We start from the raw sequence: 24,615 nt of genomic DNA, 5'->3' as shown, positions 1-24,615 counted from the left end.
GTGATGTAAGCATGGCAACTGTCCAGGAATCCATCAACGTAAGTGTCCCGCTGAGCCAGGCCTACAACCAGTGGACCCAGTTCGAGGACTTTCCGCACTTCATGAGCGGCGTGGACGCTGTCCGCCAGCTCGACGACACTACAGTGCACTTCCAGACCAGCATCGCCGGCGTCAAGAGGGAATACGACGCACGGATCACCGTCCAGCAGCCGGACCAGCGCGTCACCTGGGAAAGCCTCGACGAGCCGCGAAACGCCGGGACGGTATGGTTCGAAGCGCTCAACCCGACTGAAACAAAGGTCAGCGTTGAACTCGCCTGGGAGCCGGACTCCGCCGTTGAGAAGGTGGGAGCGGCAGTCGGGCTTGATTCCCGCCAGGTGGCCTCGGACCTCAAACGCTTCAAGAAATTCATTGAGGAACGCGAAGTGGAAACCGGCGCGTGGCGGGAACGCGTCAGCGACAGCGCAGTCACCGGAGGTGCCGCCGGAGCCGGCGCTGCAGCAGCAGGTCCGACGGCGGAAATTCCGCAGGCTGCGACCACCGCGGTTCCCCTCGAAGAGGAAGTGGGCTACGACGCCGCGCCCACGGAGCAGCCCGTGAACACCGATCCGGACATGGCGACCGAGCCTCCGTTCGGCAAGCACGTCCAGCGCTAACGCTGTTGTGGCCGGCGGCCCGCTGCGGCTGCCACGCCGGCGTCGGCTGCCACGCCAGGCAAGAACGCCCCGCCTCCCGTGATGGGAGGCGGGGCGTTCTGACGTTCAGCGGGTCCGGCTACTTGGCCAGGCCGGAGAGAACTTCAGTGAACTTCGCGGACGGACGCATCACCGAGGCAACCTTGGCGACGTCCGGGTGGTAGTAGCCCCCGATGTCCACCGGTGAGCCCTGCACTGCGAGCAGCTCGGCAATGATCGTTTCCTCGTTGGAGGTCAGCGCCTCGGAGACAGCTGCGAAGTCGGCGGCCAGTTCGGCGTCGTCGGTCTGCTTGGCCAGCTCCTGCGCCCAGAACTTGGCGAGGTAGAAGTGGCTGCCGCGGTTGTCCAGTTCCCCGACGCTGCGGCGGGGGGACTTGTTCTCGAGCAGGAACGTGCCGGTGGCGCGGTCGAGGGTGTCGGCGAGAACCTGGGCACGCTTGTTGCCCGTGGTGGTCGCAAGGTGCTCGAAGCTGACGGCGAGGGCCAGGAATTCACCCAGGCTGTCCCAGCGCAGGTGGTTTTCCTTCAGCAGCTGCTGGACGTGCTTCGGGGCGGATCCGCCGGCGCCCGTCTCGAAGAGTCCGCCTCCGTTGATCAGCGGAACCACGGAGAGCATCTTTGCGCTGGTACCCAGTTCGAGGATCGGGAAAAGGTCCGTGAGGTAGTCGCGGAGCACGTTGCCGGTGACCGAGATGGTGTCCTCGCCCTTGCGGATGCGCTCGAGGGTGAAGGCCGTGGCCTTTTCCGGGGACATGATTTCGATCTGGAGGCCCTCGGTGTCGTATTCCTTGAGGTATTCCTTGACCTTGGCGATCAGGTTGGCGTCGTGGGCGCGCGTCTCATCCAGCCAGAACACGGCGGGCGTTTCGGAGGCGCGGGCGCGGGTGACGGCCAGCTTGACCCAGTCGCGGATCGGCACGTCCTTGGCCTGGCAGGCGCGCCAGATGTCGCCCGGTGCCACCTGGTGTTCGATCAGGACGTTGCCCTTGCTGTCCACGAGCTGAACAGTGCCGGCGGACTGGATCTCAAAGGTCTTGTCGTGGCTGCCGTATTCCTCGGCCGCCTGCGCCATGAGGCCCACGTTCGGCACGGTGCCCATGGTGGTGGGGTCGAAGGCGCCGTGGGCGCGGCAGTCGTCAATGACAACCTGGTAGATGCCTGCGTAGCTGCTGTCTGGAAGGACGGCGAGGGTGTCGGCTTCCTTGCCGTCCGGACCCCACATGTGGCCGGAGGAGCGGATCATGGCGGGCATGGAGGCGTCCACGATGACGTCGGAGGGAACGTGCAGGTTGGTGATGCCCTTGTCCGAGTCCACCATGGCCAGCGCGGGACCCTCTGCGAGGCCCTTCTTGATGGCCGCCTGGACGCCCTCCCGGACGTCTTCCGGGAGCTCTTCGAGTCCGCCGAGAATGGAGGCCAGGCCGTTGTTGGGGCTCAGGCCGGCGGCTGCGAGCTGCTCGCCGTAGGTGTCGAACAGTTCGGTGAAGTAGGCCTTGACCACGTGGCCGAAGATGATGGGGTCCGAAACCTTCATCATGGTGGCCTTCAAGTGTGCGGAGAACAGCACGCCCTCTTCCTTGGCGCGGGCAACCTGGGCGGCCAGGAACTCGTCCAGGGCGGCGGCGCGCATCACGGTGCCGTCTACTACTTCACCGGCGAGGACGGGGAACCCGCGCTTGAGGACCTTGACGGTGCCGTCTTCCTTGACCAGCTGGATCTTGACGGAGTCGTCAGCCTCGATGACCACGGACTTCTCGTTGGCGCGGAAGTCCTCGGCACCCATGGTGGCAACGTTGGTCTTGGACTCCGGCGTCCAGGCACCCATGGAGTGCGGGTTCTGGCGGGCGTAGTTCTTGACCGACAGGGGCGCGCGGCGGTCTGAGTTGCCTTCACGCAGGACCGGGTTGACGGCCGAGCCCTTGATCTTGTCGTAGCGTGAGCGGATGTCCGTCTCGGTGTCGGAGGACGGGTTGTCCGGGTAGTCCGGGAGGTCGTAGCCCTGGGACTGGAGCTCGGCGATGGCCGCTTTCAGCTGGGGAATGGAGGCGCTGACGTTAGGCAGCTTGATGATGTTGGCTTCCGGCTTCTTTGCCAGGTCACCGAGTTCGGCCAGGGCATCACTGATCCGCTGCTCTTCGGTGAGGTAGTCACCAAACGCCGAAATGATGCGGCCAGAGAGGGAGATGTCTCGGGTCTCCACTTCCACACCGGCAGTCGACGCGTAGGCCTCGACAATCGGCAAGAACGAATAGGTGGCCAGCATGGGCGCTTCGTCAGTGTGGGTATAGATAATCTTGGCCATTGCTTGGGCGTCTCCTGAAGGTATACATACATCTGGAACTCTGGCGTTATTTCAACATACCTAACTTACCCGAGCAGGGCGCGTCGGCGCCCATCGGGGCCTCCGAAGACGCGTAGCATGACCCGGCCAGTCACTGAAAGAGCCGAAACGACACGGGACTCGCCATACCACCAGTAGCAATACATAACGTGCGTTTTCTATTTACAACAATTGTCACATTGGGTAGGTTGATCACCACCAGCGGCGGCCACCATCTGGGGGCGCCGCATTCACTTCTGTTGAGGACACACCCATGACGAAATCGAAGACTCTGGCCACCAGCCTCCTGAGCCTGTCCGCAGCCGCGCTGCTGGCCGTCTGCGCGGCCGGCGGGGCAAGTGCCGCCCCTGCGTCACCGCAGAACGCCTCACACCAGGAAGGCGCGCAGGTTGCCAGCCAGTCGGTGGACGGCTCGAATGCGGCAGATTACTGGACGGCCGACCGCATGCGTGCAGCGGTTCCGGGCGACGTACTGGCAGCCAAGGCGCTGGAGCGCGGCAACACCTCTTCAGCCGCGGCGGTGGAAAAGGGTTCGAGCACCAGAATTACGGGCAAGGCCGGCAAGGGAAAGACAGTCCTGCACGTCGATGAGAATCCGGTGTCCCATATTGGCAAGGTCTTCTTCACCATGGGCGGCAGCAACTACGTCTGCTCAGGCAACTCCGTGGTGTCCAACAACAAGAGCACCGTGTCCACAGCGGGTCACTGCGTGAATGAGGGTCCGGGCGCGTTTGCCACCAACTTCGTCTTTGTCCCGGCCTACCTGGACGGCGCCGCGCCGTACGGAAAATGGGCAGCCAAGGCCCTGTACACCCCCACGCAGTGGAGCTCGGCCGGCGACATGCAGTACGACACAGGCTTCGCCGTCGTCTCACCGCTCAACGGCCAGAACCTGGCCGATGTGGTGGGTTCGTCCGGAGTCCAGTTCAACGCAGCGCGCGGCCTGACCTACAAGTCCTATGGCTACCCGGCCGCGGCCCCGTTCAACGGACAGTCACTGGTCAGCTGCACCGGCGCGGCGAGCGATGATCCGTACAACCCGCAGTTCAACAGCCAGGGCATTCCGTGCGACATGACGGGCGGTTCCTCCGGCGGTCCGTGGTTCATCGGCACCAGCTCCGGCGGCTACCAGAACTCCATCAACAGCTACGGCTACAGCGGCGCACCCTCTAAGGTCATGTACGGGCCCTACTGGGGTTCCGTCATCCAGCAGGCGTACTCGAGTGCATCATCATCCGCGAACTGACGCCACGGGGCCTTCCGATGACGACGCTGTGAGCCACAGCGTCGTCAGCCAGACTCCGGAGGACATCCTCGCGTACTGGACCCAGGAGCGGATGGCCGAATCGGAACCCCGCGAAATCCGGCTCCCGGAACCTGAGGCGGAGGCGGAACCTGAGGAAAACTAACTGAATAAACCACGACGGCGACCGTCCCCTTCCGGGGGGGGCGCGGTCGCCGTCGTACGTGCAGGGTTTCGACAGGCCCAACCACCGGAGTCGGTGACTGGGTCCACCTTTTTCTTAGTGGAAGAAGTGGCGCGCGCCCGTGAAGTACATGGTGATACCGGCGGCGTTGGCCGCGGCGACGACTTCGTCGTCGCGGACGGAACCGCCCGGCTGGACCACGGCGCGGACGCCGGCGTCGATGAGGATCTGCAGTCCGTCGGCGAACGGGAAGAACGCGTCCGAGGCTGCCACGGCACCACGGGCACGCTGCGGGGCGCCCTCCGCGCTGGTATTGGACGCGCCGCCCGCTCCGTCCACCTCCGACTCCACCTGCACGCCCAGCGTGTTGGCGCGTTCCACGGCCAGCTTGCAGGAGTCGAGCCGGTTGACCTGGCCCATGCCGATGCCCACCGCGGCACCATTGTCCGCGAGCAGGATGGCGTTGGACTTGGCCGCGCGGCAGGCGGTCCAGGCGAACGCGAGGTCGGCCAGCGTGGCTTCGTCCGCGGCGTCACCGGCGGCGAGAGTCCAGTTGGCGGGGTTGTCGCCTTCGGCGTCCACCTTGTCCGCAGCCTGCACCAGCATGCCGCCGGAGACCTGGCGGAACTCGGTCGGGTAGCGGCCGTAGCCCTCCGGCAGGGACAGGAGCCGGATGTTCTTCTTCTTGGACAGGATCTCCACGGCCTCGTCCTCGAAGCCCGGCGCGATGACAACCTCGGTGAAGATGCCCGCCACGGTGCGCGCCATTCCGGCGGTGACCGTGCGGTTGGCTGCGATGACGCCGCCGAATGCGGAGACGGGGTCGCAGGCGTGGGCCTTGGCGTGGGCGTCGGCGATCGGGTCCGCGGCGTCGGCGGAACCGACCGCCACGCCGCAGGGGTTGGCGTGCTTGATGATGGCCACGGCAGGCTCGGCGAAGTCGAAGGCTGCACGGAGGGCGGCGTCGGCGTCCACGAAGTTGTTGTAGCTCATGGCCTTGCCGTGGATCTGGTCGGCCTGGGCGATGCCGGCCGGAGCGGCCTTGTCCACGTAGAGCGCGGCCTGCTGGTGCGGGTTTTCGCCGTAGCGGAGGACCTCGGAGCGTTCCAGGGCCAGGCCGGCGTAAGCGGGCCAGTCGATCACGCCGTCGCCGTCTTCGTCGAGGAACTGGCTGGCGGTCCAGGTGGCCACGGCGGTGTCATAGCTGGCCGTGTGGGCGAATGCCTTCGCGGCAAGGCGCTGGCGGGTCTTCAGGTCGAAGCCGCCTTCAGCGGCGGCACGCACCACGTCGCCGTAGAAATTGGGGTCGGTGACGATCGCGACGGCGGCGTGGTTCTTCGCGGCGGAGCGCACCATGGCCGGGCCTCCGATGTCGATCTGCTCCACGACGTCGTCCTGCGCGGCACCGGATTTGACGGTCTCCACGAACGGGTACAGGTTCACCACGACGAGGTCGAATGCCTCGATCTCCATGCCGGCCAGCGTTTCCATGTGGGCGGGGACGCGGCGGTCAGCCAGGATGCCGCCGTGAACGCGCGGGTGGAGCGTCTTCACGCGGCCGTCCAGCATCTCAGGCGAACCGGTGACTTCCTCGACCTCCTGGACGGGGATGCCTGCGGCCGCGATCTTCTTGGCGGTGGAGCCGGTGGAGACAATCTTGACGCCTGCTTCGTGCAGGCCCTTCGCGAGCTCCTCCAGACCGGTCTTGTCGTAGACCGAGATCAGGGCTCGGCGGATGGGAACACGGTCTAGCTGCGTAAAGCTCACAAAGGTCTCCGTCTTTTGACACGGTGGGTGCCGCGGTTGGTGGGGATGTGGCCAGTTTATCGCGTCCTGGGGGATGCCCTCCCTGCGCGCCGGAGTGTGAAGTCCGCGCGCGCACCCGGCCCCGCACCGTAGAGTTTTCACAGGAGGCCGAGATGAATACTTACACCACTGTGCCCAGCGGCGAACAGGTGGTCCAGGAACTGCCGTGGCGGTGGAAGGTCCAGGGCCGGATTTTCCTGATCGGCGGCCTGGGTTTTATGTTCGACGCCTGGGATGTAACGCTGAACGGGATCCTCATCCCGTTGCTGTCCACCCACTGGAACCTGGCCCCCGGCGATGCCGCCTGGATCGGCACGGCGAACCTGGTGGGCATGGCCCTGGGCGCGTTTGCGTGGGGCACCATCGCGGACACCATCGGGCGCAAGAAGGCCTTCACCGCCACGCTGCTGATCTTCTCCCTCTTCACCGTCCTGGGCGCCTTCTCCCCCGACTTCATCTGGTTCTGCGTGTTCCGCTTCATGGCCGGATTCGGCCTGGGCGGATGCATCCCCGTTGACTATGCGCTGGTGGGTGAGTTCACCCCGCGGAAGCAGCGCGGCAAGGTCCTCACCGCCATGGACGGCTGGTGGCCGGTGGGTGCTGCGCTCTGCGGCTTTATCTCCGCCTGGCTGGTGGCCGCCTTCGCCGACTGGCGGCTGACCATGCTGGTGATGGTGCTCCCTGCCCTGCTGGTCTTCTGGGTCCGGCGCAGCGTGCCCGAGTCGCCCCTGTTCCTCATCCGCAAAGGACGCCGGGACGAGGCCGCCAAGGTCATCGACGACCTGGTCAAGGCCACGGGAGCCGAACCCCGAGCCTACAGCCTCCCGGATGCACAGGACGCCCCGAAGCTTTCGGCCGGCAGCGCCTGGCTCCAGCTGGTCCGGGTCTGGCGATTCAACTGGAAGATTACGGCCGCTGCCTGGTCCCTGTTCTTCAGCATCCTGCTGGTCTACTACCTGTCCCTGACGTGGATGCCGCGGATCCTGATCGGCGCCGGTTTCCAGGACTACAAGGCTTTCCTCACCACGGCGTCCATGGCCGCCGTCGGCCTCCTGGGAGTGGTGGTGGCCGCAGTGCTGGTAGAGCGCGTGGGCCGCAAGTGGATCCTGGCGATCACCGGGCCGCTGTCCGCGCTGACCCTGGTGATCGTGGCCTTCGTGGTGGACATCCCGTCCGCCGCCGTGTTCTGGCTGCTGGTGTTCGGGTTCATCGTGCAGGTGGCCATCCCGGTCCTGTACACCTACGTGTCAGAGCTGTATCCCACGGACCTGCGCGGCACCGGCTTCGGCTGGGCGTCCACGTTCTCTCGGCTCGGGGCAGGCTTCGGACCGCTCATCTTCGCCTCGGTCCTGTGGCCGCAGCTGGGTCTGGCAACGTCCTTCGCGCTGGCCGGCGGGCTGGTCCTGCTGTCGGTGCTGTGGATGGCGTTCTTCTCCCCCGAGACGAAGCAGCGCACGCTGACGTAGGCACTGCTTCCATCCCAACTGACTCGCATTTAACGTCGCGAAACACTCTTCTCACGACGTTAAGTGCCAGTCACTTGGGTACCCAGCCGCGGCTCACGAGTGCCGCGCGGACCTTTGCCACCGCCGGCCGGGCATCGTTGACCATGTGCCGCTTGGAGATCCGGACCAGCACCCACCCGGCGCGGCTGAAATCCTCCTCGCGGGCTATGTCCCGGACGATCTGCGCCACCTCGGAATGGCCCTCGCCTTCGTACTCCACCGCCACTTTGTGTTCCGGATAGCTCAGGTCAGGCTGACGCACGACGCCGGGACTCAGCTCCGTGGGTACGTTCAGGTGCGGTTCGGGCAGGCCGGCGTTCTCCAGCGCCAGACGAAGGCGGGTCTCCGGTGCGGAGTCTGCGCCGACGCGCGCCTGTTCCAGTGCCAGCCGGGCCTTCCGGATCCCGGGCGTTCCCTTGTGCCGGTCCAGCATGTCCGCGAGTTCCTCCAGTGTGGCGTGCGGCTCCGTCCTGCCCTCGAATTCGGGGCGCGGAATCCTCAGCAGGTGATCGGCCACAACCGTCAGTTCGTTAATGCTCATCTTCCGCGCGCAATCCAGCCAGGTCCGTGCAGGCGTGGTTATCAACAGCCCTCCGAGGTTGACGACCTCGTCGGAAAAGAACTGCCCGACATGCCCCACCACGCCTCGTCGACGCGGGATGGCCATTGTGTCAGGACGCGATATGTGTATCCGCTCATCGTCCCGATTCGGGAGATAACCCGGAAGCGCCCACAATACAAAAGCCGTGGTGTGCGAGGCTGCCGAGAACGGGGTCACCACCGTGTACGGCCTGACCACCTTGCGACGGTCAAGAGGCTCGGATGTGCTGGGGATGCGAACGCCGCGGCTTGGGACGCGCAGTTCACGGAACCTAAGGCGCCCGGGGCTCACGCCGGCGTCGACAGCTTCGTAGACCGTGAAGGGTGCTTCGCCCAGCGGGGCGGGCAGTGGGTTCGGATCTCGCATTCCTCATGATTTCAAACCCCGGGCCCGCGCTCAGAAGTTATCCACAGAACGGCGCACGCTCCCCCATCTGACTCGCACTAAACGTCGTGAAAACCGCGTTTCACGACGTTAAGTGCCAGTCAGTTGGGCAGGCTCAGGCCGCGGCGAGCTGCGCCAGGGTGGAGACCAGGAGCCTGCGCTCCACCACCTTGATGCGTTCGTGCAGGGTGTCCTCGGTGTCGTCGTCGCGGATGGCGACGGCTTCCTGGGCGATGATGGGGCCGGTGTCAACGCCGGCGTCGGCCCAGTGCACCGTGCAGCCGGTGACCTTGACGCCGTATGCCATGGCATCGCGGACGCCGTGTGCCCCGGGAAAAGCCGGCAGCAGCGCGGGGTGGGTGTTGAGGTATTTGCCGTCGAACGCGTCGATGAACTCCGGGCTGACGATGCGCATGAACCCGGAGGACACCACAACATCCGGCTGATATGCGGCCACGGCTTCGGTCAGCGCCGCGTTCCATTCGGCACGGTCGGAGTAGGCCTTGAAGTCCACCACGAACGTCGGGATTCCGGCGGCCGCTGAACGTTCCACACCGTAGGTCCCCGGCCGGTCGGCGCCAACGGCGGCGATCTCCACGTCCAGATCGCCCGCCTTAACGGCGTCAATGACAGCCTGGAGGTTGGAACCGGTACCGGACACGAGGACTACGATGCGCATGGCTCTAGCTTATGGGGCCGCTCGCGTAGGCTGGAAAACATGAATCCCCCGAAGGACCCCGCAGGTCCCCAGCAGGCCCGGCAGCCCCTCAGCGAGGCCGCCAAGACGTCACTGCTGAAGACCCACAACCTGTTCCGTGCGTTCATCGTTGCCGTCCTGGGCGCCTTCTTCGTCTACCAGCTGGACGTCACCTACCTGTGGCTCACCTCCATCCTCACGGCTGTGAGCATCGTGCTCGGCATTATGGTGCTGGTCCGGGCCATCAAGCTGAAGGAATCCAAGCTGGTGCTTTTCGGGACCATTTCAGGGCTGGTGGTCTCAGCGGTGATGGTGCTGCTGATCCTTGTCTCCGCGGTGTTCTTCAACCAGGTCCGGGACTTCCAGCAGTGCTCGCGCAGTGCGCTCACAGAGCAGGCCATGAGCCAGTGCCAGACCCAGCTGCAAAAGTCCCTCCCCGCCCAGCTTCGCTAGGCCGCCGCACACCGCCAACCGTCCGGTAATGCCAGCCGTCCGGAAATAACGCCCGACGGCGGCGCCCCCTAGGGCTTCGCTGTGTCCAGGTCCGCTTCGCGCAGCTTCTGCTGGCGTTCCAGCCAGGGGCCTGCCGCGTAACCGATCACGACGCCGATGCCCACTTCCGCGGCCACCCACAAGGCCGTGCTTAAAGGATCCGGTCCGATGTCCGTGAGGCGGCCGATCCCGGCCGATCCGCGTGCCATCCAGGCCAGGCCGCCCGCCATCAGGCCTGCGGCCACGCCGATGATCGCGCCGAGGACTATCGTTGACGCCGATGCCGTGAACCAGCGGGAACGGATCTTGATGGACAGCCATTCGTCGAAATGGTTTTCGCCTTCGCGAAGGAACCACCAGCCGGCAAGTGCGCCGGCCAGGACGGGAACCACCAGCGCCACGAAGCCGTAATCAAGCGGACCGGCGGGCAGGGCGGCGAACACAGGAATGGACGGCAGCGGGCCGACGGCGGTTCCGAGCGGTCCGGCCTGCGAGCCGACGCCCAGGGCAAAGCCGGAGCCGGACGTCCAGGCGAGCGCAAAAACGGCAAGGTTGGGGAGGAAGCCGAGCTGCGCGATGGTGAGCACGGCGCCGCCCATGGCGCCGGCGTCGAGCCCTTCATATACCGCGATCACCAGGTCCCAGTGGATGAAGAGGTCAACCGCGAGCAGCGCGGCGGACATGGTGAAGGCGGCCATCAGCGCGACGAAACCGGCCTTGATGGCGGAGCCCAGGTAGGAGCCGGCCCAGCGGGAATGCTGGCTGGTCCGGGCGATCCAGTCCACGGCGTCGACGCCGATAAGCCGGCTCCAGGATCCCGCTTCGCGCCGGGCTCCCACCACCATGCCCAGGCCGAACGGGACCAGCGGCATCAGCCCGGCGAACCACAGGAAGATAGCGACGTCGTCCGTGCGGCATACGAAGCCGGTGGCCATGCCGAACCCGGCGTACACCAGCCAGGAACCCAGCAGTGCCTGCCAGAGCTGGTCCGTGTAGGAAGCCCTGGCCAGGCGCCGGCCTGCCCGCCATGCGAGGAGGAACGGGATGAGGGTGAGGCCCAGCGGGATCAGCGACAGGGTGCCCGATTCCGGCTGCGCGGCAGCGTCCCCCGCCACGGTGGTCAGGTGCAGGGGAACGCCGTGGATCAGCAGCCAGGCCTGGCCGCCGAGCCGGGCCAGGGCGTCGAAGTTGTTGTTCTGGAATCCGGCTGTGGCCCACACGGCGACGATGGGTGCCAGCACCACCAGCGCGGAAATGACCGCCGCCTGCGCTGATTCGAGCGCTCCCTGCAGCCACAAGGGCATGGGAATGCCACGGTCTCCGGTCTGATCAGCGCGCAGTTTCATCGTGTTCCATGGTGTCACGGGAGGTGCCCCGGACCCGTCTGCGACAGGCTCAAACCCCCGAGTTACCAGAGCTCGTAGTTGTCCCTGCTGATCATGAAGCCGTGGCCCGTCCGCAGATGCGCGCAGGTCATGGCGCCCGGCGCCCGTTCGCACACCATGTTGCCCAGCCGCACGGTCTGGCCGTCCTGGATCCACGGCCCAGGGAACGCCGGACCTGCAACCTCCTCCGCCTCCATGGGGGACGTTCCGTTGCCGCACAGCCCGTACTGGGCACCGCCGTCGAGCGTTACCACCGCATATCCGCCGAAGTACTCACTAAGCCCGGTGCACTGGCCTTTGATGTCGCCGGGCCGGGGCGGAACGTCCGTGAGCAGGTGGCAGGCTGCACTATCCGCGTCAATGGAGCACTGCATGTCCTCTCGTCGCTCATCCGCAGTGCCCCCACCGCGGGCGCCCTCCCGGCCGGGACGGCCACGTTGCAGCCGGCGGTAAGCAGAAGCACGACGGCGGCCGCAAGGGTCCGGATGATCACTGTTACAGGGCGCATGGTCCTGGCAGTTCACCAGACAGGAGGCGGCCCTGTCGCTGGGCAGAAGTCCCCATGCCCCAGCGCTTTTTTCGTTACTCAGCCGTAAAATTGGAATGTCCGCAATCAGTGGTTGGAGGCAGAAAAATGACTACCGCATCCCCACATGCACATGGCGTTCACTTTGGACGTACGGATGTCCAGAACGTTGGCATGGGTGTAGGTATTGTCCTGATGCTGGTAGGTGTCTTGGGGTTCATCCCCGGCATTACCCAGCAGTACGGCGAACTGAGGTTCCTTGGGCCTGATTCGCACGCCATGTTCCTTGGCCTGTTCCAGGTATCGATGCTGCTGAACATTGTGCAGCTGGTCATCGGTGGAACCGGCTGGGCGATGTCCCGTAATGGAATGGGCGCCCGGAACTTCCTCATGGGCTTTGGTCTGCTGTACATCGTCCTCGGCATCTTCGGGCTCATTGTCGGAGTAGGTTCGGCGGCCAATTTCCTGTCGCTGAACACTATGGATAACTGGACCCACATGGTGCTGGGTGTGCTGATGATTGGCGTCGGCTGGATCCTCTCGAGGCATCTGGCCGAGGACCGCAGGTAACCCGGATCGCGTAGCCGGGACATAAGGAGCCGCTAATGAGGAACGCTTCATAGCAATCTGAATGTTTTAACCACCGGTTGGTGCAGTTGCCCTGCGTAGTCGCAGGCGGCTGCACCAGCTTTTTGCGTTAAGGCCCGGTTGGAGATCCACCGCACGAAGCTGCCCCTCACCGCGCGGACCAGACCTGCCGGAATTTCCCGCTGGGGTCAGGGTGGGGCTGCTCATCCGAATGCTCAATCACAACCGGCACGGCGCCTAGGGCTGCGAAATATGCACCCAGCCGTTCCGTCACAGCCCTCCGCACGTGGCCCCGGTCCGCGCCCGCCCAGGTTTCGAGCCGCACCGTCAGGTTCCCCGGCGCCGTCCGGATCGCCTGGAACCTGCGCACGCCGGGGGTCTCCTCGATCACGGTGCCAAGCGCCAGCGGCAGAACGGTGACGGAACTGCCATCCGCAGCCGCGAAGGAAACCAAGTCGCCCGAGCGGCCTTCGATGCTCACTGCGGGAAAGGGGCTGCCGCAGGGGCACGGTTCGGGTGCCAGCGTTACCCGGTCGCCGAGGTCGTAGCGGATCAGGGGCTGCACCCGGTTGGCTAGATTGGTGACAAGCACAGTGTCGGAGGTGGTGCCGGCCGGGACCGGCCGGTAGTTCGTGTCCACCGGTTCGAGGATGTACCAGTCAGTGTTGACGTGGAACGCACCAAGTTTGCACATGCTGGTCAGAGCCGGGACTTCCGAGGAAAGATAGCGTTCGGTGAGCCGGCAGCCGAACGCCGATTCGATGGCAACACGTCCGCCGGCGGACAGGTTCTCGCCGGAGCAGATCGCCAGGACGGGCTTGATCCGCAGCCGACCGGCCTTCTGCTCGGCGGCCAGCTGGATCATCGCGCTCGGATAGCCGTAGAGCAACGTTGGCTTGAAGGTGTTGAGCTCCTCCACCAGCTCGGGCAGCGGCCTCAGCACCGAGAAGACGCGGAGCCTTCGGGCAATGAAGGGGGCGCGGCGCCGGGCGGCTTCGGTCAGCGCGACACCCGCGAAGTGTCCGCCGGACGCCACGAGGGCCGCCGCCCGCAGGCCGCGGACCAGGAAATCCCGCACCTCGGAGCCACCCACCAGGGACCGGCGCTCCCGGATCCTGACCACCGCGTTCACCACCACCCAGGAGAACCGGTCGTGGACCAGGACGGCCGGCTCACCCGAAGTGCCGGACGTCGTGACCACCAGGTAAAGCCCGCGGTACAGGCTGCCCAACCGCGAGAGGTCGGACAGGAGCTCAGACCTCAGCTTCGCCAATGTAACGTGCGGGTCGGTCACCCAGTCGTCGAAGTTCGCCATCAGCTCACGTTTACTGACCGGGGGAAGCTGGCGCGGATCGGTCACCGTCTCCGGCATCTCCCGGTACAACCGGCGATAGTACGGCGACGCCGACCGGGTAAACTCCACGAGGTCCGCAAGCCGGGCACGTTGCCGTCGGCTGATCGCTTCAGGGCCTCCACGTTCAGCCCGCCAGACATCCCACGCGGCTCCGAGGATCCGTACGAATACGCCCCGCATCGTGAAACTCCTCTCCGGATCAGTCCGCGGTCCCCGGTCCCCTGTCCCCTGTCCCACCATTCCACAGCTGCAGGCACCATAACAGGGGCCTTCCTCCCCCTGCCCCGCCGAATTGCTGGACTTCCCGGCGGGTGCCAATCAGACTGGCTACATCAGCTGGCCCGGCCGTCCGGAATTACCCTCATTCCGGCCTTCCAGGAACGAACGGCTGGAATATTGGGGCTTTGCCGCGATGCCTGTTCCATAACCTGAAAGGACCTGGGCCATGCCGGACTTGTCAGCATTCTTCCCGCTTATTGCCGCCCTCATCGGGGCGGTTCTCGTCGTCGGTTTTATCTGGGTGGCAATAAAGCTGATGTGGAAGGTGGCTGAACCTAACGAGGCCCTGATCATCTCCGGCTTGACCCGCGGAACCTTGGAAACACGGGCCGGAATGGACTTCAAGATTGTCACCGGCAAGGGTGCGCTGGTATTTCCCGGGCTTCAGACTGTACGCACTCTGTCACTGACCCTCAACGAAACTGAGCTCAAAGTTTCCTGTGTTACCTCACAGGGCATACAGGTAATTGTGGAAGGTGTAGTGATTTACAAAATTGGCGATGCCCCGCCTTTCATTGCAAATGCTGCCCGGCGCTTTCTGGGCCAGCAGCCCAAAATGGAAAGCCAGGTATACAACGTTTTTGAAGGACACCTGAGGTCGATCATTGGCAGCATGACAATGGAAGAGATCATCCGCGAGCGGGACAAGCTGGGTTCGCAGGTCCGCAGCGCCAGCGGCGTGGAAATGGAGAAGCTGGGCCTGGTGGTGGATTCGCTCCAAATCAAGGACCTGCAGGACCCTACGGGCTACATCCAGAACATCGCCAAGCCGCACATTGCCCAGGTGAAGATGGAGGCCCGCATCGCCGAAGCCACCAGGAACCGCGAGGCGGCGGAGAAGGAGGCGGAGGCGGCGGCGCTCATCGCCGACGCCCAAAGCGTCTCAGCGATCAGGCAGTCCGTGGCGCAGGCCAACGCTGAGCGGGCCAAAGCCAATGCCGCCCAGGCCGGGCCGTTGGCGGATGCGACGGCACGGCAGCAGGTGGTGGTCCAGGAAACCGAGGTGGCCAAACTCGAGGCGGACCGCGAAGAGCAGAAACTCCAGACCACCATCCGCAAGCCCGCCGATGCCAAGGCCTACGCCAAGCGTACGGATGCCGAAGGCCAGAAGGCGGCGGACATCAGTGCGGCAGAAGCGCTGGCCCGCCGCACCGAACTCGAAGCACAGGTGAACGCCCGGCGGACGGAACTGCAGGCACAGGCGAATGCCACAGCCGCTGCGGCCGCGGCCGGCGCCACCAAGGTCACCGGCGAGGCGGAAGCTGCAGCCACCCGGGCGCGCGGCGATGCCGCCGCCTCGGCCATCAAGGCCAAGGCTCTGGCGGAGGCGGAGGGCATCAAGGCCCGCGCCGAGGCACTGGGGACCAACCAGGACGCTGTCATTTCACAGCAGCTCGCCGAGAATATGCCCGCCATCATCGCCGCGGCGGCCGAGCCCTTCTCGCACGTCGGCCAGATGACTGTGCTCAACGGCGGGGAAGGCGTCAACAAGATGCTCGGCGGCATTCTCGCCCAGGTGGGCGACTACCTTCCGGCCCTTTCTTCGGCGCTGAAGAACAGCCGGGAAGGCAAGCGGCCGGCGAAAGCCCCCGATGCGTAGGGATGTTGACCGCAGCCTCACCGGCAAGATCGGGCGGGTGACCGGGCGCATCGGCCCGGGCACCATCGGCGAAGTCATGCTGCCGTACCTCGGCGGCACCATGGCTTTCCACGCCCACCCGTTCGACAAGGCAAGTGAATTTGCGGTGGGCGAGGAGGTGCTGGTCATCTATTTTGATCCGCCGCAAACGGTCTACGTGGATGAACTTCCGGAGGTGTTAAGGCACGACGGCGGGCGCTGAGTCCCGCTCCCGGCCGCCCCTTGAGGGCGGGTCAGAACCGCCAGACTGAGTAGGGAACGCTGGGCAGGTTCCCTGCCATCCATGGCCGCTCGGATTCCTCCCGCGGCAGGATCCCGCGGCCGTCGCGCACAACCACCACTACCGTTCCGATCACCCCCAACAGGGCAACGACGGCGAAGAAAATCAGGAGGGCGACGATTGGCGCTGACATCGATGGAACACCTCTGATACCCATTTTACGGCGGTCTGGTCCTGCCTCCGAGGGTCGCTCGAACGAACCCCGGCGATGGTAGGTCCGCCCGCTACCACTCCGCAAGCGCGCGGGTCTGGACGGTCAGACAGCACCGGGCGTATCCTGATTTTCCATTGCCTCTGGGGGGTGATCTGGATGGGCGGCATTTTCCGCGATCGTTGCCTTGCTGCCCTGCGCCCATGCCTTCTCGCTTTCCTCCTCTGCGTCGCCTGGATGGCCTGGTTCGCCGGCACCGCGAGCGCCGCATCCGATGCTCCGGAGCCCCTTGCCACCACTGTCGCAACCATCCAGGACGTTCCGGTTCCGGTCGCCGCTGTGCCGTTTCCGGTCTCCGGCGCAGCGGCGGCCGCCGTTGACGTCGTGGAACCGCCGGTTGGCGGGACAGCAGAGGTAGTGGCCAACCTTGCGGACAGCGCCGCTCCGCAGATCACGGATATTCCGCTCACGGACCCGCCGTTGGTTGAAACAGTCGTTGACACGGTCAGCGAAACGGTGACCGCCACAGTCGGCGGGGTCGTGTCGGTGGTGGATTCCGTGGCTTCCGCGCTGCCGGATATCCCTGTTCCTGCGGTGCAGGTTCCGCTGCCAGAGGTTCCGCTGCCGCACGCTCCGGTGCAGTTGCCGGAAACGGCCGCCCCCGTGCGTTCGGCCGGAACGGCAGTCCCGTCGTCGGCCGTTCGCTCGCAGCCGGCGGAACCTGTCAGCGGCGTCGAGGCAGCCTTCCCCGCCGGCCGGGTCCGGCCTCCCGAAGTCACCGCCGCTCCGCAGCAAGTCCGGCTTGCGGTCTCGCCGCTGCAGTTCCTGGCCAATACGCAGGGAATCCGGGCCCTGGCCGCCACAATTAGCTACGTTGTTTCGGCCGCTCCGGCTCCTGAGCCGGCAACGGAACTGCGTTTCCCCGGCCTCCAGAACCAGTCCGGTTCGGGGACGTCAGGTACCGGCAGTACCGGCACGGAGGCGTCGGCTGACGTGCCCGGGTTCTGGAGCCCGCTGCACGACGGCGGACGCTGCCCCGTGCCCGGCGCGGCGCTGATCCTGGCCGCCAGCCCGTCATTCGATCCGGGGTCTTCCCCCGACTGAACAGGTCACCTCTGCGCTTTTTCAGGCAGAGCATGGCCGCCGACGCCGTCCGCGTACGGAATCACAACTCAGTCAGGAGAAATGTCATGTCCATCCACACCCAGCTTTTCAGCGCCACCGTAATAGTCCGTCCCTCCTCAGCCCGTGCCGCCATCGGCTGGTGGCCCAACGCCACGAACGCCCGTATCGGCAACTGGCCCGACCCCATGGGCCGCGCGGATTCGGCCGCCGGCCGCTGACCCCGGACCGGTCCGGGTCCTGTCCCTTGTCTGCCTGGGGGCGGCAAGGGCCAGGATCCGGGCCCTGGGCGGCAAGCCCGCCCCGGCAGCGAGCGCCGCCGTCGTCGTGCTTCAACGCGGCCCGGCTGTTAACCCAACCTTCCCTTGCCCGTCATGCCCCCTCCCCCTCGGCGCAACGCGCCGCCCGCACCGTGGAGGGGTGAGGATCGCAATCGTTGCCGAATCATTCCTGCCACTGATGAACGGGGTTACGCACTCCATCCTTCGGGTGCTTGAGCACCTGCAGGAAAGGGGCGATGACGTCTTGGTGATCGCCCCGTCCACACAGGACACAGAGGTCCTGGACGTGGTGCACGGCGCGTTCGTGCACCGGCTTCCGTCGGTGCCGCTGGCCGGCTACACGAACGTGCGGGTGGCGTTGGGCGGTGTGAACCGGGTCAAGAGAATCCTTGCCGATTACGCGCCTGATGTTGTCCACCTAGCGTCCCCGTTTGTGCTCGGCTGGCGGGCGGTGCAGGCGGCGCACCAGCTGGGGATTCCCACAGTGGCCATCTACCAGACCGAGGTCCCCAGCTACGCGGCGCGCTACGGGGTGCCGTTTATGGAGAACTGGGCCTGGAACCGGGTGGAGAACATCCATCTGCTGGCTTCCCGGACGCTTGTGCCATCGACCTTCGCGCTGAACCAGTTGCGCGGCCGCGGAGTTCTGCGGGTGGATATGTGGCGGCGCGGTGTGGATACCGCGCGGTTTGCGCCGGGTAAGCGCGACGCCGGTTGGCGGGCAACCGTGGCCCCCGGCGGGGAGCGGATCATCGGCTATGTGGGCCGGCTGGCCGTTGAAAAGCAGGTGGAGGACCTGGCCGTGCTGGCCGACGTACCGGGAACACGGCTGGTGATTGTGGGCGACGGTCCGCAGCGCGAGGCGCTGCAGGAAGCCCTGCCGAACGCCGTGTTTACGGGGTTCCTGGGCGGTGAGCAGCTGGCCAGGGCGGTGGCGTCGTTCGACCTGTTCGTGCATCCGGGCGAGTTAGAGACCTTCTGCCAGACCATCCAGGAGGCCATGGCGTCGGGCGTGCCGGTGGTGGCCACGGGCCGCGGCGGGCCTCTGGACCTGGTAGAGAATTCCCGCACGGGCTGGCTGTACAGACCGGGCGACCTGGCCGGGCTGCGCGCCCGCGTCATGGACCTGATGGGCGACGACGCCAAACGACGCGCGTTCGCCGCGGCAGCCCACGCTTCGGTGCAGGGGCGGACGTGGCCGGCGTTGAGCGCGGAGCTGGTCCGGCATTACCGGGCAGTGATCGCCGGCGAGCCGGTGGTTGAGCCTGTCCGGCGAATGCCGGCGGTTGAGCCTGCCCGACGAATGCCGGCGGTTCAGCCTGTCGGAACCAAAAGAGGAGCAGCGCTGTGAAGATTTCCGTGATCGGCTGCGGGTACCTCGGTGCCGTGCACGCGGCAACCCTGGCGTCGATGGGCCACACCGTGGTGGGGATCGACGTCGATGCCGCCAAGGTGGAGCAGCTGGCCCGCGGCTTGGCCCCGTTCTTTGAACCGGGTCTGGATGAGCTCCTGCAGGACGGCCGGGCCAGCGGACGGCTGACGTTCTCCACGGACTTCGCGGACGCGGCCGGGGCCCGGGTGCACTTCCTTTGCGTGGGCACCCCGCAGTCCAAGACGTCCGACGGCGCCGACCTCAGCTACCTGCTCGCCGCCACCGAAAGCCTCCTCCCGCACCTGGGCCGGGGAGCCGCCGTCGTGGGTAAATCGACAGTGCCGGTGGGGACCGTCGACATGCTGGCGGGCCTTCTGTCCGCGCGGCCGGACGTGCTGCTCGGCTGGAACCCGGAGTTCCTGCGGCAGGGCACCGCGGTGAAGGATTCGCTGGTGCCGGACCGGCTGGTATACGGCGCGCCGGGCGGCAAGGCTGCGGCGTTTGATCGGACGAGCGGTGCCGCATGCGGGGTGACCGCGGCACTGGACGCCGTGTATGGGCCGCTGCTGAGCGCCAGGATTCCGCGGCTAGTGTGCAACTTTGCCACGGCGGAGCTGATCAAGTCGGCGTCGAACGCGTACCTGGCCACGAAGGTGAGCTTCATCAATGCGATGGCCGAGCTTTGCGACGCGTCCGGGGCGGACGTCACCGAACTGGGCGAGGCGATGGGTCTGGATCCGCGGATCGGCAGCCGGTACCTGCATGCCGGGCTGGGTTTCGGCGGCGGCTGCCTGCCCAAGGACATCCGCAGCTTCCGGACCCAGGCGGCCGCCCTCGGCGTGGAGCCCGTGGACGACTGGATGGGTGTGGTGGATGCCATCAACCTGGGCCAGCGATCGCGGACAGTGGAGATCGCCCGCGGGTTGTGCGGCGGCACTTTGGCAGGCCGGACGGTTACTGTGTTGGGTGCGGCGTTCAAGCCGGACACGGACGACATCCGCGACTCCCCCGCCCTGGACGTCGCACTGCAGCTGGCCGCGGCCGGCGCACACGTGACGGTGACGGATCCGAAGGCGATCAACAATGCCTGGATGCGTTTCCCGCAGCTGCGGTTCGAGGCGCGCACGGACCGGGCGCTTGAGGGCGCCGAGCTGGTGCTGCTGCTGACCGAATGGGACGAATACCGTTCGCTGTCGCCGGCGGTTGCGGGTGCGTTGGTCCGCCGCCGGACGGTGCTGGACGCGCGCAATGTCCTGGATGCTGCGGCGTGGCAGGCGGAAGGCTGGACCGTTCGCGGGCTGGGGACCGGGGCGAGTCTGATTCCTCAGCGGATCGTGTGACAAGCGGTTCCTGCCTTTGCGCTCTATGATGTGCGGAAGGGAGGACATTCAATGCAGCAAGTACGGTCTCATGTTGTCTTTAGGGTGCTGTGATGGCGCTGCAGGGAAGCCCGGATCCGGGGGCCGTTTCAGGCCAGTATTACCAGGCCATCATTGATTCGTTGCCCGACGCCCTGCTGGTGCTGGCCCAGGACGGCACTGTAGTGCTCATGAACCCTGCCGCTGAACGCGTGTTCGGTTACTCACGGCAGGAACTGGTGGGCCATGACCACCGGATCATTCTCGCCGAAGGGTACCGGCTGGGATTCCAGCGCTTCTTCAAGGCCCTTCGCGCCGGGGGCCCGGAGTCAAGCTACGGTTCACCGTTCGAGGCGTACGGTCTCCGGAAGGACGGCACGGAATTCAAGGGCGAGATAGCGTGCGGCCTCCTGGATATAGCCGCCGGTCATTGCATGTCCGTGTCAGTGCGGGATATGACCCATCGCGAAGAACCCGACGACGGGTTGCGCGAGGCGATGTCCCTGCTGAGCGCCACCCTCGAATCCACGGCTGACGGGATCCTCGTTGTAGATACGGGTGGCCAGATCGCCGGTGTGAACGAGCAGTTCGTGTCCATGTGGGGCATTCCGCGCGAGTTGTTGGCAACCCATGATGACGAGGCAGTGATCCGCTACGTGCTCGGGCTGCTGAAAGGGCCGCAAAGCTTTCTTGACAAGGTCCGTGATCTCTATGAGCACCCCTTGGCCGAGAGCAACGACGTCCTGAAATTTACTGACGGCCGGACCTTCGAGCGGTATTCACGCCCACAAAAAGTGGCTGACAAAGTGGTGGGCCGGGTGTGGAGCTTCCGCGACGTCACCCCGCGGCTGGCTGCCCAGGACCAGGCAAAACAGGCCCTGGCCGACCTCGCCGAGCAGGCGGAACAGCTCAAGGCACTGGCGTTCCAGGACCCGCTGACCGGCCTTGCCAACCGGAAACTGTTCCACGACCAGCTTGCTGAATCTCTCCGCGGCAATAGGTCCGGAACCGTGGACGTCCTGCTCCTTGACCTGGACGACTTCAAGGAAGTCAATGACATCCTGGGGCACCATGCCGGCGACGAGATGCTGACGGAAGTGGCGCGCAGGCTGCGGTCCTGCGTCCGGCCCGACGACACCGTGGCCCGCCTGGGCGGAGATGAGTTCGTAGTGCTGCTGACGGATTCCCCTGAACCCGATGACGTAGCGGAATCCATCGTGGCCTCCTTGAATGTACCCATGTGGATCGACGGGACCATGCTCCGTCCTAGCCTCAGCCTGGGCCTGGCGTCAGCGAGCCGGGACGTGGTGGCGGCCTCCGAGCTCCTCCGCCAGGCTGACGTAGCCATGTACGCTGCGAAGGCAGCGGGCAAGAACCGGTACATGCGGTTCGAGCCGCATATGATGACGGCGTTGGTCCAGCGAACGGACATGGAGGCCGGCCTCCGGCTTGCCGTGGACTCCAGGCAGATCACTGTCCACTACCAGCCGGTGATTTCGCCGAATCTCGGTGAAGTAGTGCAGTTTGAAGCCCTCGCCCGATGGAGGCGTGACGGGAACCTGGTTCCGCCGGGACAGTTCATTCCGACGGCGGAGCGCAGCGGCCTGATCTCGGCCATTGGCATGCAGGTCATGCGGCACAGTTTTGTGGAGCTGCAGCCATGGCTCGCCGGGGACGCCGGCCGCTCCGTGGCTGTCAATATCTCGGGGGTGCAGCTGAAGGACTGTACGTTTGCAGAGAGGGTCCTGCGGCTGGCGGATTCCTGTGCCACGGCTCCGCGGCAGCTGGTGCTGGAGGTGACGGAGAGCGTCTTCTTTGATCCGGATGCCCATGTGATCAGGCAACTGGACCTGCTCCGCGACGCAGGCGTGCGGGTGGCGCTGGATGATTTCGGCACCGGATACTCCTCGCTGGGGCGGCTCCAGGAACTTCCGGTGGACGCGGTGAAGATCGACCGATCCTTCGTCTCGATGGTCCGGACCGGAGCGGAGAAACTGCCCATCCTGAACTCCATGATCAACATGGCCCACAGCCTGGGCCTGACGGTGACAGCGGAAGGAATCGAGACCGCTGCCCAGGCCAATTACCTGACCAACCTGGATTGCGACTCCTTGCAGGGCTATCTCTTCTCCCACCCGGAACCGGAGTCCGGCCTGGAGCTCGCGCTGCTCCGCTCGGCAGATGCCATCGATCAGATGCGGGGCATTCGTCTCGAGGGCTGAGTGCTTCAGCGAACAGTGCACTACTTGTCCAGTCCTTCGACCACATCGATTCCGGTCAGGAGCGGGCCTCTGAACGATGATGCCTGAGTCGCCGAAGCCCGGGTCCCTAACCACCGGGGCTTTGTCAGACGCGGCAGTGGTCGCTGGGACGGGCTCCTGATCGGACAGTGGAGCAGGCGCTGCCACAGGTAGTGAGCACCCGGCCAGCCCTACTACGGCGGTAGTAATCAGCGCGGCGATGAACTTCTTCATGGATCCCCCTCATAGCGAATGTCACCACGCTACGAGGGGTCTGCGGCAAGCAGAACGGAGGCAAGTCCCTATGTGGATAACCGATCAGCTTCGCTGGTTGAGCTTGTCGGTGCTGACCAGCGCTTCGCTGCGGTCCCAGAGTTGCCGCGCCAGCTCGGCGTCGTAGGCCTGCTTGTTGGCTTTGGCCAGCGCCCGCTTGGCGTAGTACGCACCGGAGACCCAGTCCTGCCCAGGCTTGGCGGTTGCGAGCCACACGAGGGTATCTGCGCCCTGCTCCGGGGTGAGCATGAACCGCTTGATGAAAGTCTTGTAGGCGAACCGGAACCAACTGGTGGATTCTGCCGCGAAGTTCGTGGCCACGCCGCCCGGGTGGAATGCGGCCGTGGAAATGCCGGCGGCGCTGTAACGATGGTGCAGCTCGGTGGTGAACAGAATGTTCTGCAGCTTGGCCGTGCCGTAGGCCTTGTTGGTGGAGTACTTGCCGGCGGCGTCAAGGTCGTTAATGTCCACGTATCCGAATGCGTTCGCCGCGCTCGATGTGTTGATCACCGTCGCTTTGCTTGCCGTCAGGACATCCATCAGCTCTGTGGTCAGCAGGAATGGCCCCAGGTGGTTCACTTGGAAAGTCTTCTCGTGGCCGTCAACCGTCAACTCGCGCTTGCCCATGATCCCGCCGGCATTGTTCGCCAGGACGTCGATCCGCGGATACTTCTCCATCAGCTGACCGGCCAGGGTGCGCACTTGAGACAGGTCCGCAAAGTCGCTGACAAAAAAGTCAGCGCCGATTTCCTGCGCCACCGCTTGAGTCTTCTCCGCAGAACGCCCGACGACGACCACCCGATCCCCTGCCTTGGCCAGCGTCCGTGCGGCGGAGGCACCAATGCCGTCGCTAGCCCCGGTGATAACGATGGTACGTGCAGTCATGAAGTGTCTCCCATTCGATGATGGAGTTCGCCGCTACCCGGCGTCCCGAACCAGTGAGTACAACGACGGCGGAGCGGCTGGTGTTCCTCCCCTTGGGACGCGCTCTCGGTTGTGGCGGGGTTCGACGGCGGTGGCCGGGCCGGGTTTCCCGGGCCAGGGCCGCGGGGTGAGAGAGGGCTGCCCGGGAAGGGGGCCTTAGGTGGGAGAGGGTGCTGGTGTGGCGTGGGTGGTTAAAGTGGGAGAGCCCCAACCGTGTGGTTGGGGCTCTCGACCTGAATGGTGTTCCGGCGGTGACCTACTCTCCCACACCCTCCCGGGTGCAGTACCATCGGCGCTGTGGGTCTTAGCTTCCGGGTTCGGAATGGGACCGGGCGTTTCCCCCACGCTATGACCGCCGTAACCCTTGCTCCACAACCCCTGGTTAGGGGTCGGGAAAATTTGGTGGTTACAACATGCTCTGCCTGTTAGGGCAGTTGTGGTGTTGTTATGTAGTTTTTTGGTTCCTTGCAACGTTTCGTCTGGCGACGGGTTTGTTGGTTGGGAACCACATAGTGGACGCAAGCAGTCTTGTTTTCTTTTTACCGCCCCTGGGTGCAAACCCCTTTTGAATGGGTTTGCAGGGGTGGTGTGTGGTGTAAGTTATCGGCCTATTAGTACCGGTCAGCTTCACGAGTCGTTAGTCCTCGCTTCCACATCCGGCCTATCAACCCAGTGGTCTGGCTGGGGGCCTCTCACACACAAGGTGTATGGAAATCTCATCTCGAAGCGAGCTTCCCGCTTAGATGCTTTCAGCGGTTATCCCATCCGAACGTAGCTAATCAGCGGTGCACTTGGCAGTACAACTGACACACCAGAGGTTCGTCCGTCCCGGTCCTCTCGTACTAAGGACAGCCCTTCTCAAATTTCCTGCGCGCGCAGCGGATAGGGACCGAAC

At 65.3% G+C, this 24,615-nt stretch carries 22 protein-coding genes and 2 rRNA genes; 13 read left to right on the top strand and 11 right to left on the bottom strand.

Annotated features, from left to right (window positions below):
- Positions 1-11 precede the first annotated feature (11 nt).
- A complete protein-coding gene (locus TV39_RS05075) occupies positions 12-656 on the top strand; it encodes an SRPBCC family protein (protein ID WP_043479281.1) in 645 nt (214 codons plus the stop codon).
- A gap of 118 nt (positions 657-774) precedes the next feature.
- On the opposite strand, the gene TV39_RS05070 is transcribed toward TV39_RS05075, so the two are convergent.
- Positions 775-2,997: an NADP-dependent isocitrate dehydrogenase gene (locus TV39_RS05070; RefSeq protein ID WP_043479279.1), complete on the bottom strand. Its 2,223-nt coding sequence runs from the start codon at positions 2,995-2,997 to the stop codon at positions 775-777.
- A gap of 292 nt (positions 2,998-3,289) precedes the next feature.
- Between TV39_RS05070 and TV39_RS05065 the strand changes: the two genes are divergently transcribed.
- Positions 3,290-4,282: a trypsin-like serine peptidase gene (locus TV39_RS05065; RefSeq protein WP_043479278.1), complete on the top strand. Its 993-nt coding sequence runs from the start codon at positions 3,290-3,292 to the stop codon at positions 4,280-4,282.
- 28 nt (positions 4,283-4,310) lie between these two features.
- Positions 4,311-4,445, top strand: a complete 135-nt coding sequence (locus TV39_RS22700) for a hypothetical protein (RefSeq protein WP_268747726.1) — start codon at positions 4,311-4,313, stop codon at positions 4,443-4,445.
- A gap of 114 nt (positions 4,446-4,559) precedes the next feature.
- Here the strand turns inward: TV39_RS22700 and purH are convergent, their stop codons facing one another.
- A complete protein-coding gene (gene purH, locus TV39_RS05055) occupies positions 4,560-6,230 on the bottom strand; it encodes a bifunctional phosphoribosylaminoimidazolecarboxamide formyltransferase/IMP cyclohydrolase (RefSeq protein WP_043479274.1) in 1,671 nt (556 codons plus the stop codon).
- 152 nt (positions 6,231-6,382) lie between these two features.
- Between purH and TV39_RS05050 the strand changes: the two genes are divergently transcribed.
- Positions 6,383-7,735 carry an MFS transporter gene (locus tag TV39_RS05050; RefSeq protein ID WP_043479272.1) on the top strand — a complete coding sequence of 451 codons (1,353 nt, stop codon included), beginning with the start codon at positions 6,383-6,385 and terminating at the stop codon, positions 7,733-7,735.
- A gap of 70 nt (positions 7,736-7,805) precedes the next feature.
- Here TV39_RS05050 and TV39_RS05045 read toward each other — a convergent pair whose 3' ends face one another.
- Positions 7,806-8,741 (bottom strand): hypothetical protein, encoded by a 936-nt coding sequence (locus TV39_RS05045; RefSeq protein ID WP_043479270.1) that lies wholly within the window; start codon positions 8,739-8,741, stop codon positions 7,806-7,808.
- 133 nt (positions 8,742-8,874) lie between these two features.
- Positions 8,875-9,438: a phosphoribosylglycinamide formyltransferase gene (purN, locus tag TV39_RS05040; protein WP_043479268.1), complete on the bottom strand. Its 564-nt coding sequence runs from the start codon at positions 9,436-9,438 to the stop codon at positions 8,875-8,877.
- A gap of 39 nt (positions 9,439-9,477) precedes the next feature.
- Here purN and TV39_RS05035 point away from each other — a divergent pair, with 39 nt between their 5' ends.
- Positions 9,478-9,909 (top strand): hypothetical protein, encoded by a 432-nt coding sequence (locus TV39_RS05035; RefSeq protein WP_043479266.1) that lies wholly within the window; start codon positions 9,478-9,480, stop codon positions 9,907-9,909.
- Between the two features lie 68 nt (positions 9,910-9,977).
- Here TV39_RS05035 and TV39_RS05030 read toward each other — a convergent pair whose 3' ends face one another.
- Both TV39_RS05030 and TV39_RS05025 read right to left on the bottom strand, forming a co-directional pair.
- The gene (locus TV39_RS05030; protein ID WP_043479264.1) at positions 9,978-11,294 is read right to left on the bottom strand and encodes a cell division protein PerM; all 1,317 of its coding nucleotides are present in this window, start codon (positions 11,292-11,294) and stop codon (positions 9,978-9,980) included.
- A gap of 62 nt (positions 11,295-11,356) precedes the next feature.
- On the bottom strand, positions 11,357-11,707 hold the full coding sequence (locus TV39_RS05025; RefSeq protein WP_043479262.1) for a hypothetical protein: 351 nt from the start codon (positions 11,705-11,707) through the stop codon (positions 11,357-11,359).
- Between the two features lie 260 nt (positions 11,708-11,967).
- On the opposite strand from TV39_RS05025, the gene TV39_RS05020 reads away from it, so the two are divergent.
- Positions 11,968-12,429 (top strand): DUF4383 domain-containing protein, encoded by a 462-nt coding sequence (locus TV39_RS05020; RefSeq protein ID WP_043479260.1) that lies wholly within the window; start codon positions 11,968-11,970, stop codon positions 12,427-12,429.
- Positions 12,430-12,595: 166 nt separating this feature from the next.
- On the opposite strand, the gene TV39_RS05015 is transcribed toward TV39_RS05020, so the two are convergent.
- Complete coding sequence (locus TV39_RS05015) at positions 12,596-13,981, bottom strand: phenylacetate--CoA ligase family protein (protein ID WP_052500497.1); 1,386 nt, start codon at positions 13,979-13,981, stop codon at positions 12,596-12,598.
- A 265-nt stretch (positions 13,982-14,246) separates the two neighbouring features.
- On the opposite strand from TV39_RS05015, the gene TV39_RS05010 reads away from it, so the two are divergent.
- Both TV39_RS05010 and TV39_RS05005 read left to right on the top strand, forming a co-directional pair.
- On the top strand, positions 14,247-15,680 hold the full coding sequence (locus tag TV39_RS05010) for a flotillin family protein (protein WP_043479258.1): 1,434 nt from the start codon (positions 14,247-14,249) through the stop codon (positions 15,678-15,680).
- Positions 15,673-15,921 carry a hypothetical protein gene (locus TV39_RS05005; protein ID WP_043479256.1) on the top strand — a complete coding sequence of 83 codons (249 nt, stop codon included), beginning with the start codon at positions 15,673-15,675 and terminating at the stop codon, positions 15,919-15,921. The genes TV39_RS05010 and TV39_RS05005 overlap by 8 nt, the downstream gene beginning before the upstream one ends.
- 31 nt (positions 15,922-15,952) lie before the next feature.
- Here the strand turns inward: TV39_RS05005 and TV39_RS05000 are convergent, their stop codons facing one another.
- Entirely contained in the window at positions 15,953-16,132 is a 180-nt protein-coding gene (locus tag TV39_RS05000) for a hypothetical protein (RefSeq protein WP_043479254.1), read from the bottom strand.
- Between the two features lie 177 nt (positions 16,133-16,309).
- On the opposite strand from TV39_RS05000, the gene TV39_RS04995 reads away from it, so the two are divergent.
- From TV39_RS04995 to TV39_RS04980, 5 genes are all read left to right on the top strand, one after another.
- The gene (locus TV39_RS04995; protein ID WP_144406325.1) at positions 16,310-17,254 is read left to right on the top strand and encodes a hypothetical protein; all 945 of its coding nucleotides are present in this window, start codon (positions 16,310-16,312) and stop codon (positions 17,252-17,254) included.
- Positions 17,255-17,340: 86 nt separating this feature from the next.
- Entirely contained in the window at positions 17,341-17,493 is a 153-nt protein-coding gene (locus TV39_RS22220; RefSeq protein WP_160292481.1) for a hypothetical protein, read from the top strand.
- Positions 17,494-17,692: 199 nt separating this feature from the next.
- Positions 17,693-18,904 (top strand): glycosyltransferase family 4 protein, encoded by a 1,212-nt coding sequence (locus tag TV39_RS04990; RefSeq protein ID WP_082049515.1) that lies wholly within the window; start codon positions 17,693-17,695, stop codon positions 18,902-18,904.
- Positions 18,901-20,265, top strand: coding sequence for a UDP-glucose dehydrogenase family protein (locus tag TV39_RS04985; protein WP_043479250.1), 1,365 nt, complete (start codon positions 18,901-18,903; stop codon positions 20,263-20,265). Before TV39_RS04990 ends, TV39_RS04985 begins: the two co-directional genes overlap by 4 nt.
- Before the next feature lie 92 nt (positions 20,266-20,357).
- Complete coding sequence (locus TV39_RS04980; protein WP_043479248.1) at positions 20,358-22,505, top strand: putative bifunctional diguanylate cyclase/phosphodiesterase; 2,148 nt, start codon at positions 20,358-20,360, stop codon at positions 22,503-22,505.
- Between the two features lie 336 nt (positions 22,506-22,841).
- On the opposite strand, the gene TV39_RS04975 is transcribed toward TV39_RS04980, so the two are convergent.
- The 3 genes from TV39_RS04975 to TV39_RS04965 form a co-directional block, all read right to left on the bottom strand.
- Positions 22,842-23,681 carry an SDR family oxidoreductase gene (locus TV39_RS04975; protein ID WP_043479246.1) on the bottom strand — a complete coding sequence of 280 codons (840 nt, stop codon included), beginning with the start codon at positions 23,679-23,681 and terminating at the stop codon, positions 22,842-22,844.
- Between the two features lie 282 nt (positions 23,682-23,963).
- Positions 23,964-24,080, bottom strand: a 5S ribosomal RNA gene (rrf, locus tag TV39_RS04970).
- Between the two features lie 230 nt (positions 24,081-24,310).
- Positions 24,311-24,615, bottom strand: a 23S ribosomal RNA gene (locus TV39_RS04965); the annotation flags it as partial.

The sequence above is a fragment of the Arthrobacter sp. SPG23 genome, assembly GCF_000876655.1.
In the GTDB taxonomy this organism is placed as follows: Bacteria; Actinomycetota; Actinomycetes; order Actinomycetales; family Micrococcaceae; genus Arthrobacter.
Note: the sequence above shows the minus strand (reverse complement) of the source record. Positions and strands in the feature narration are given on the sequence as shown.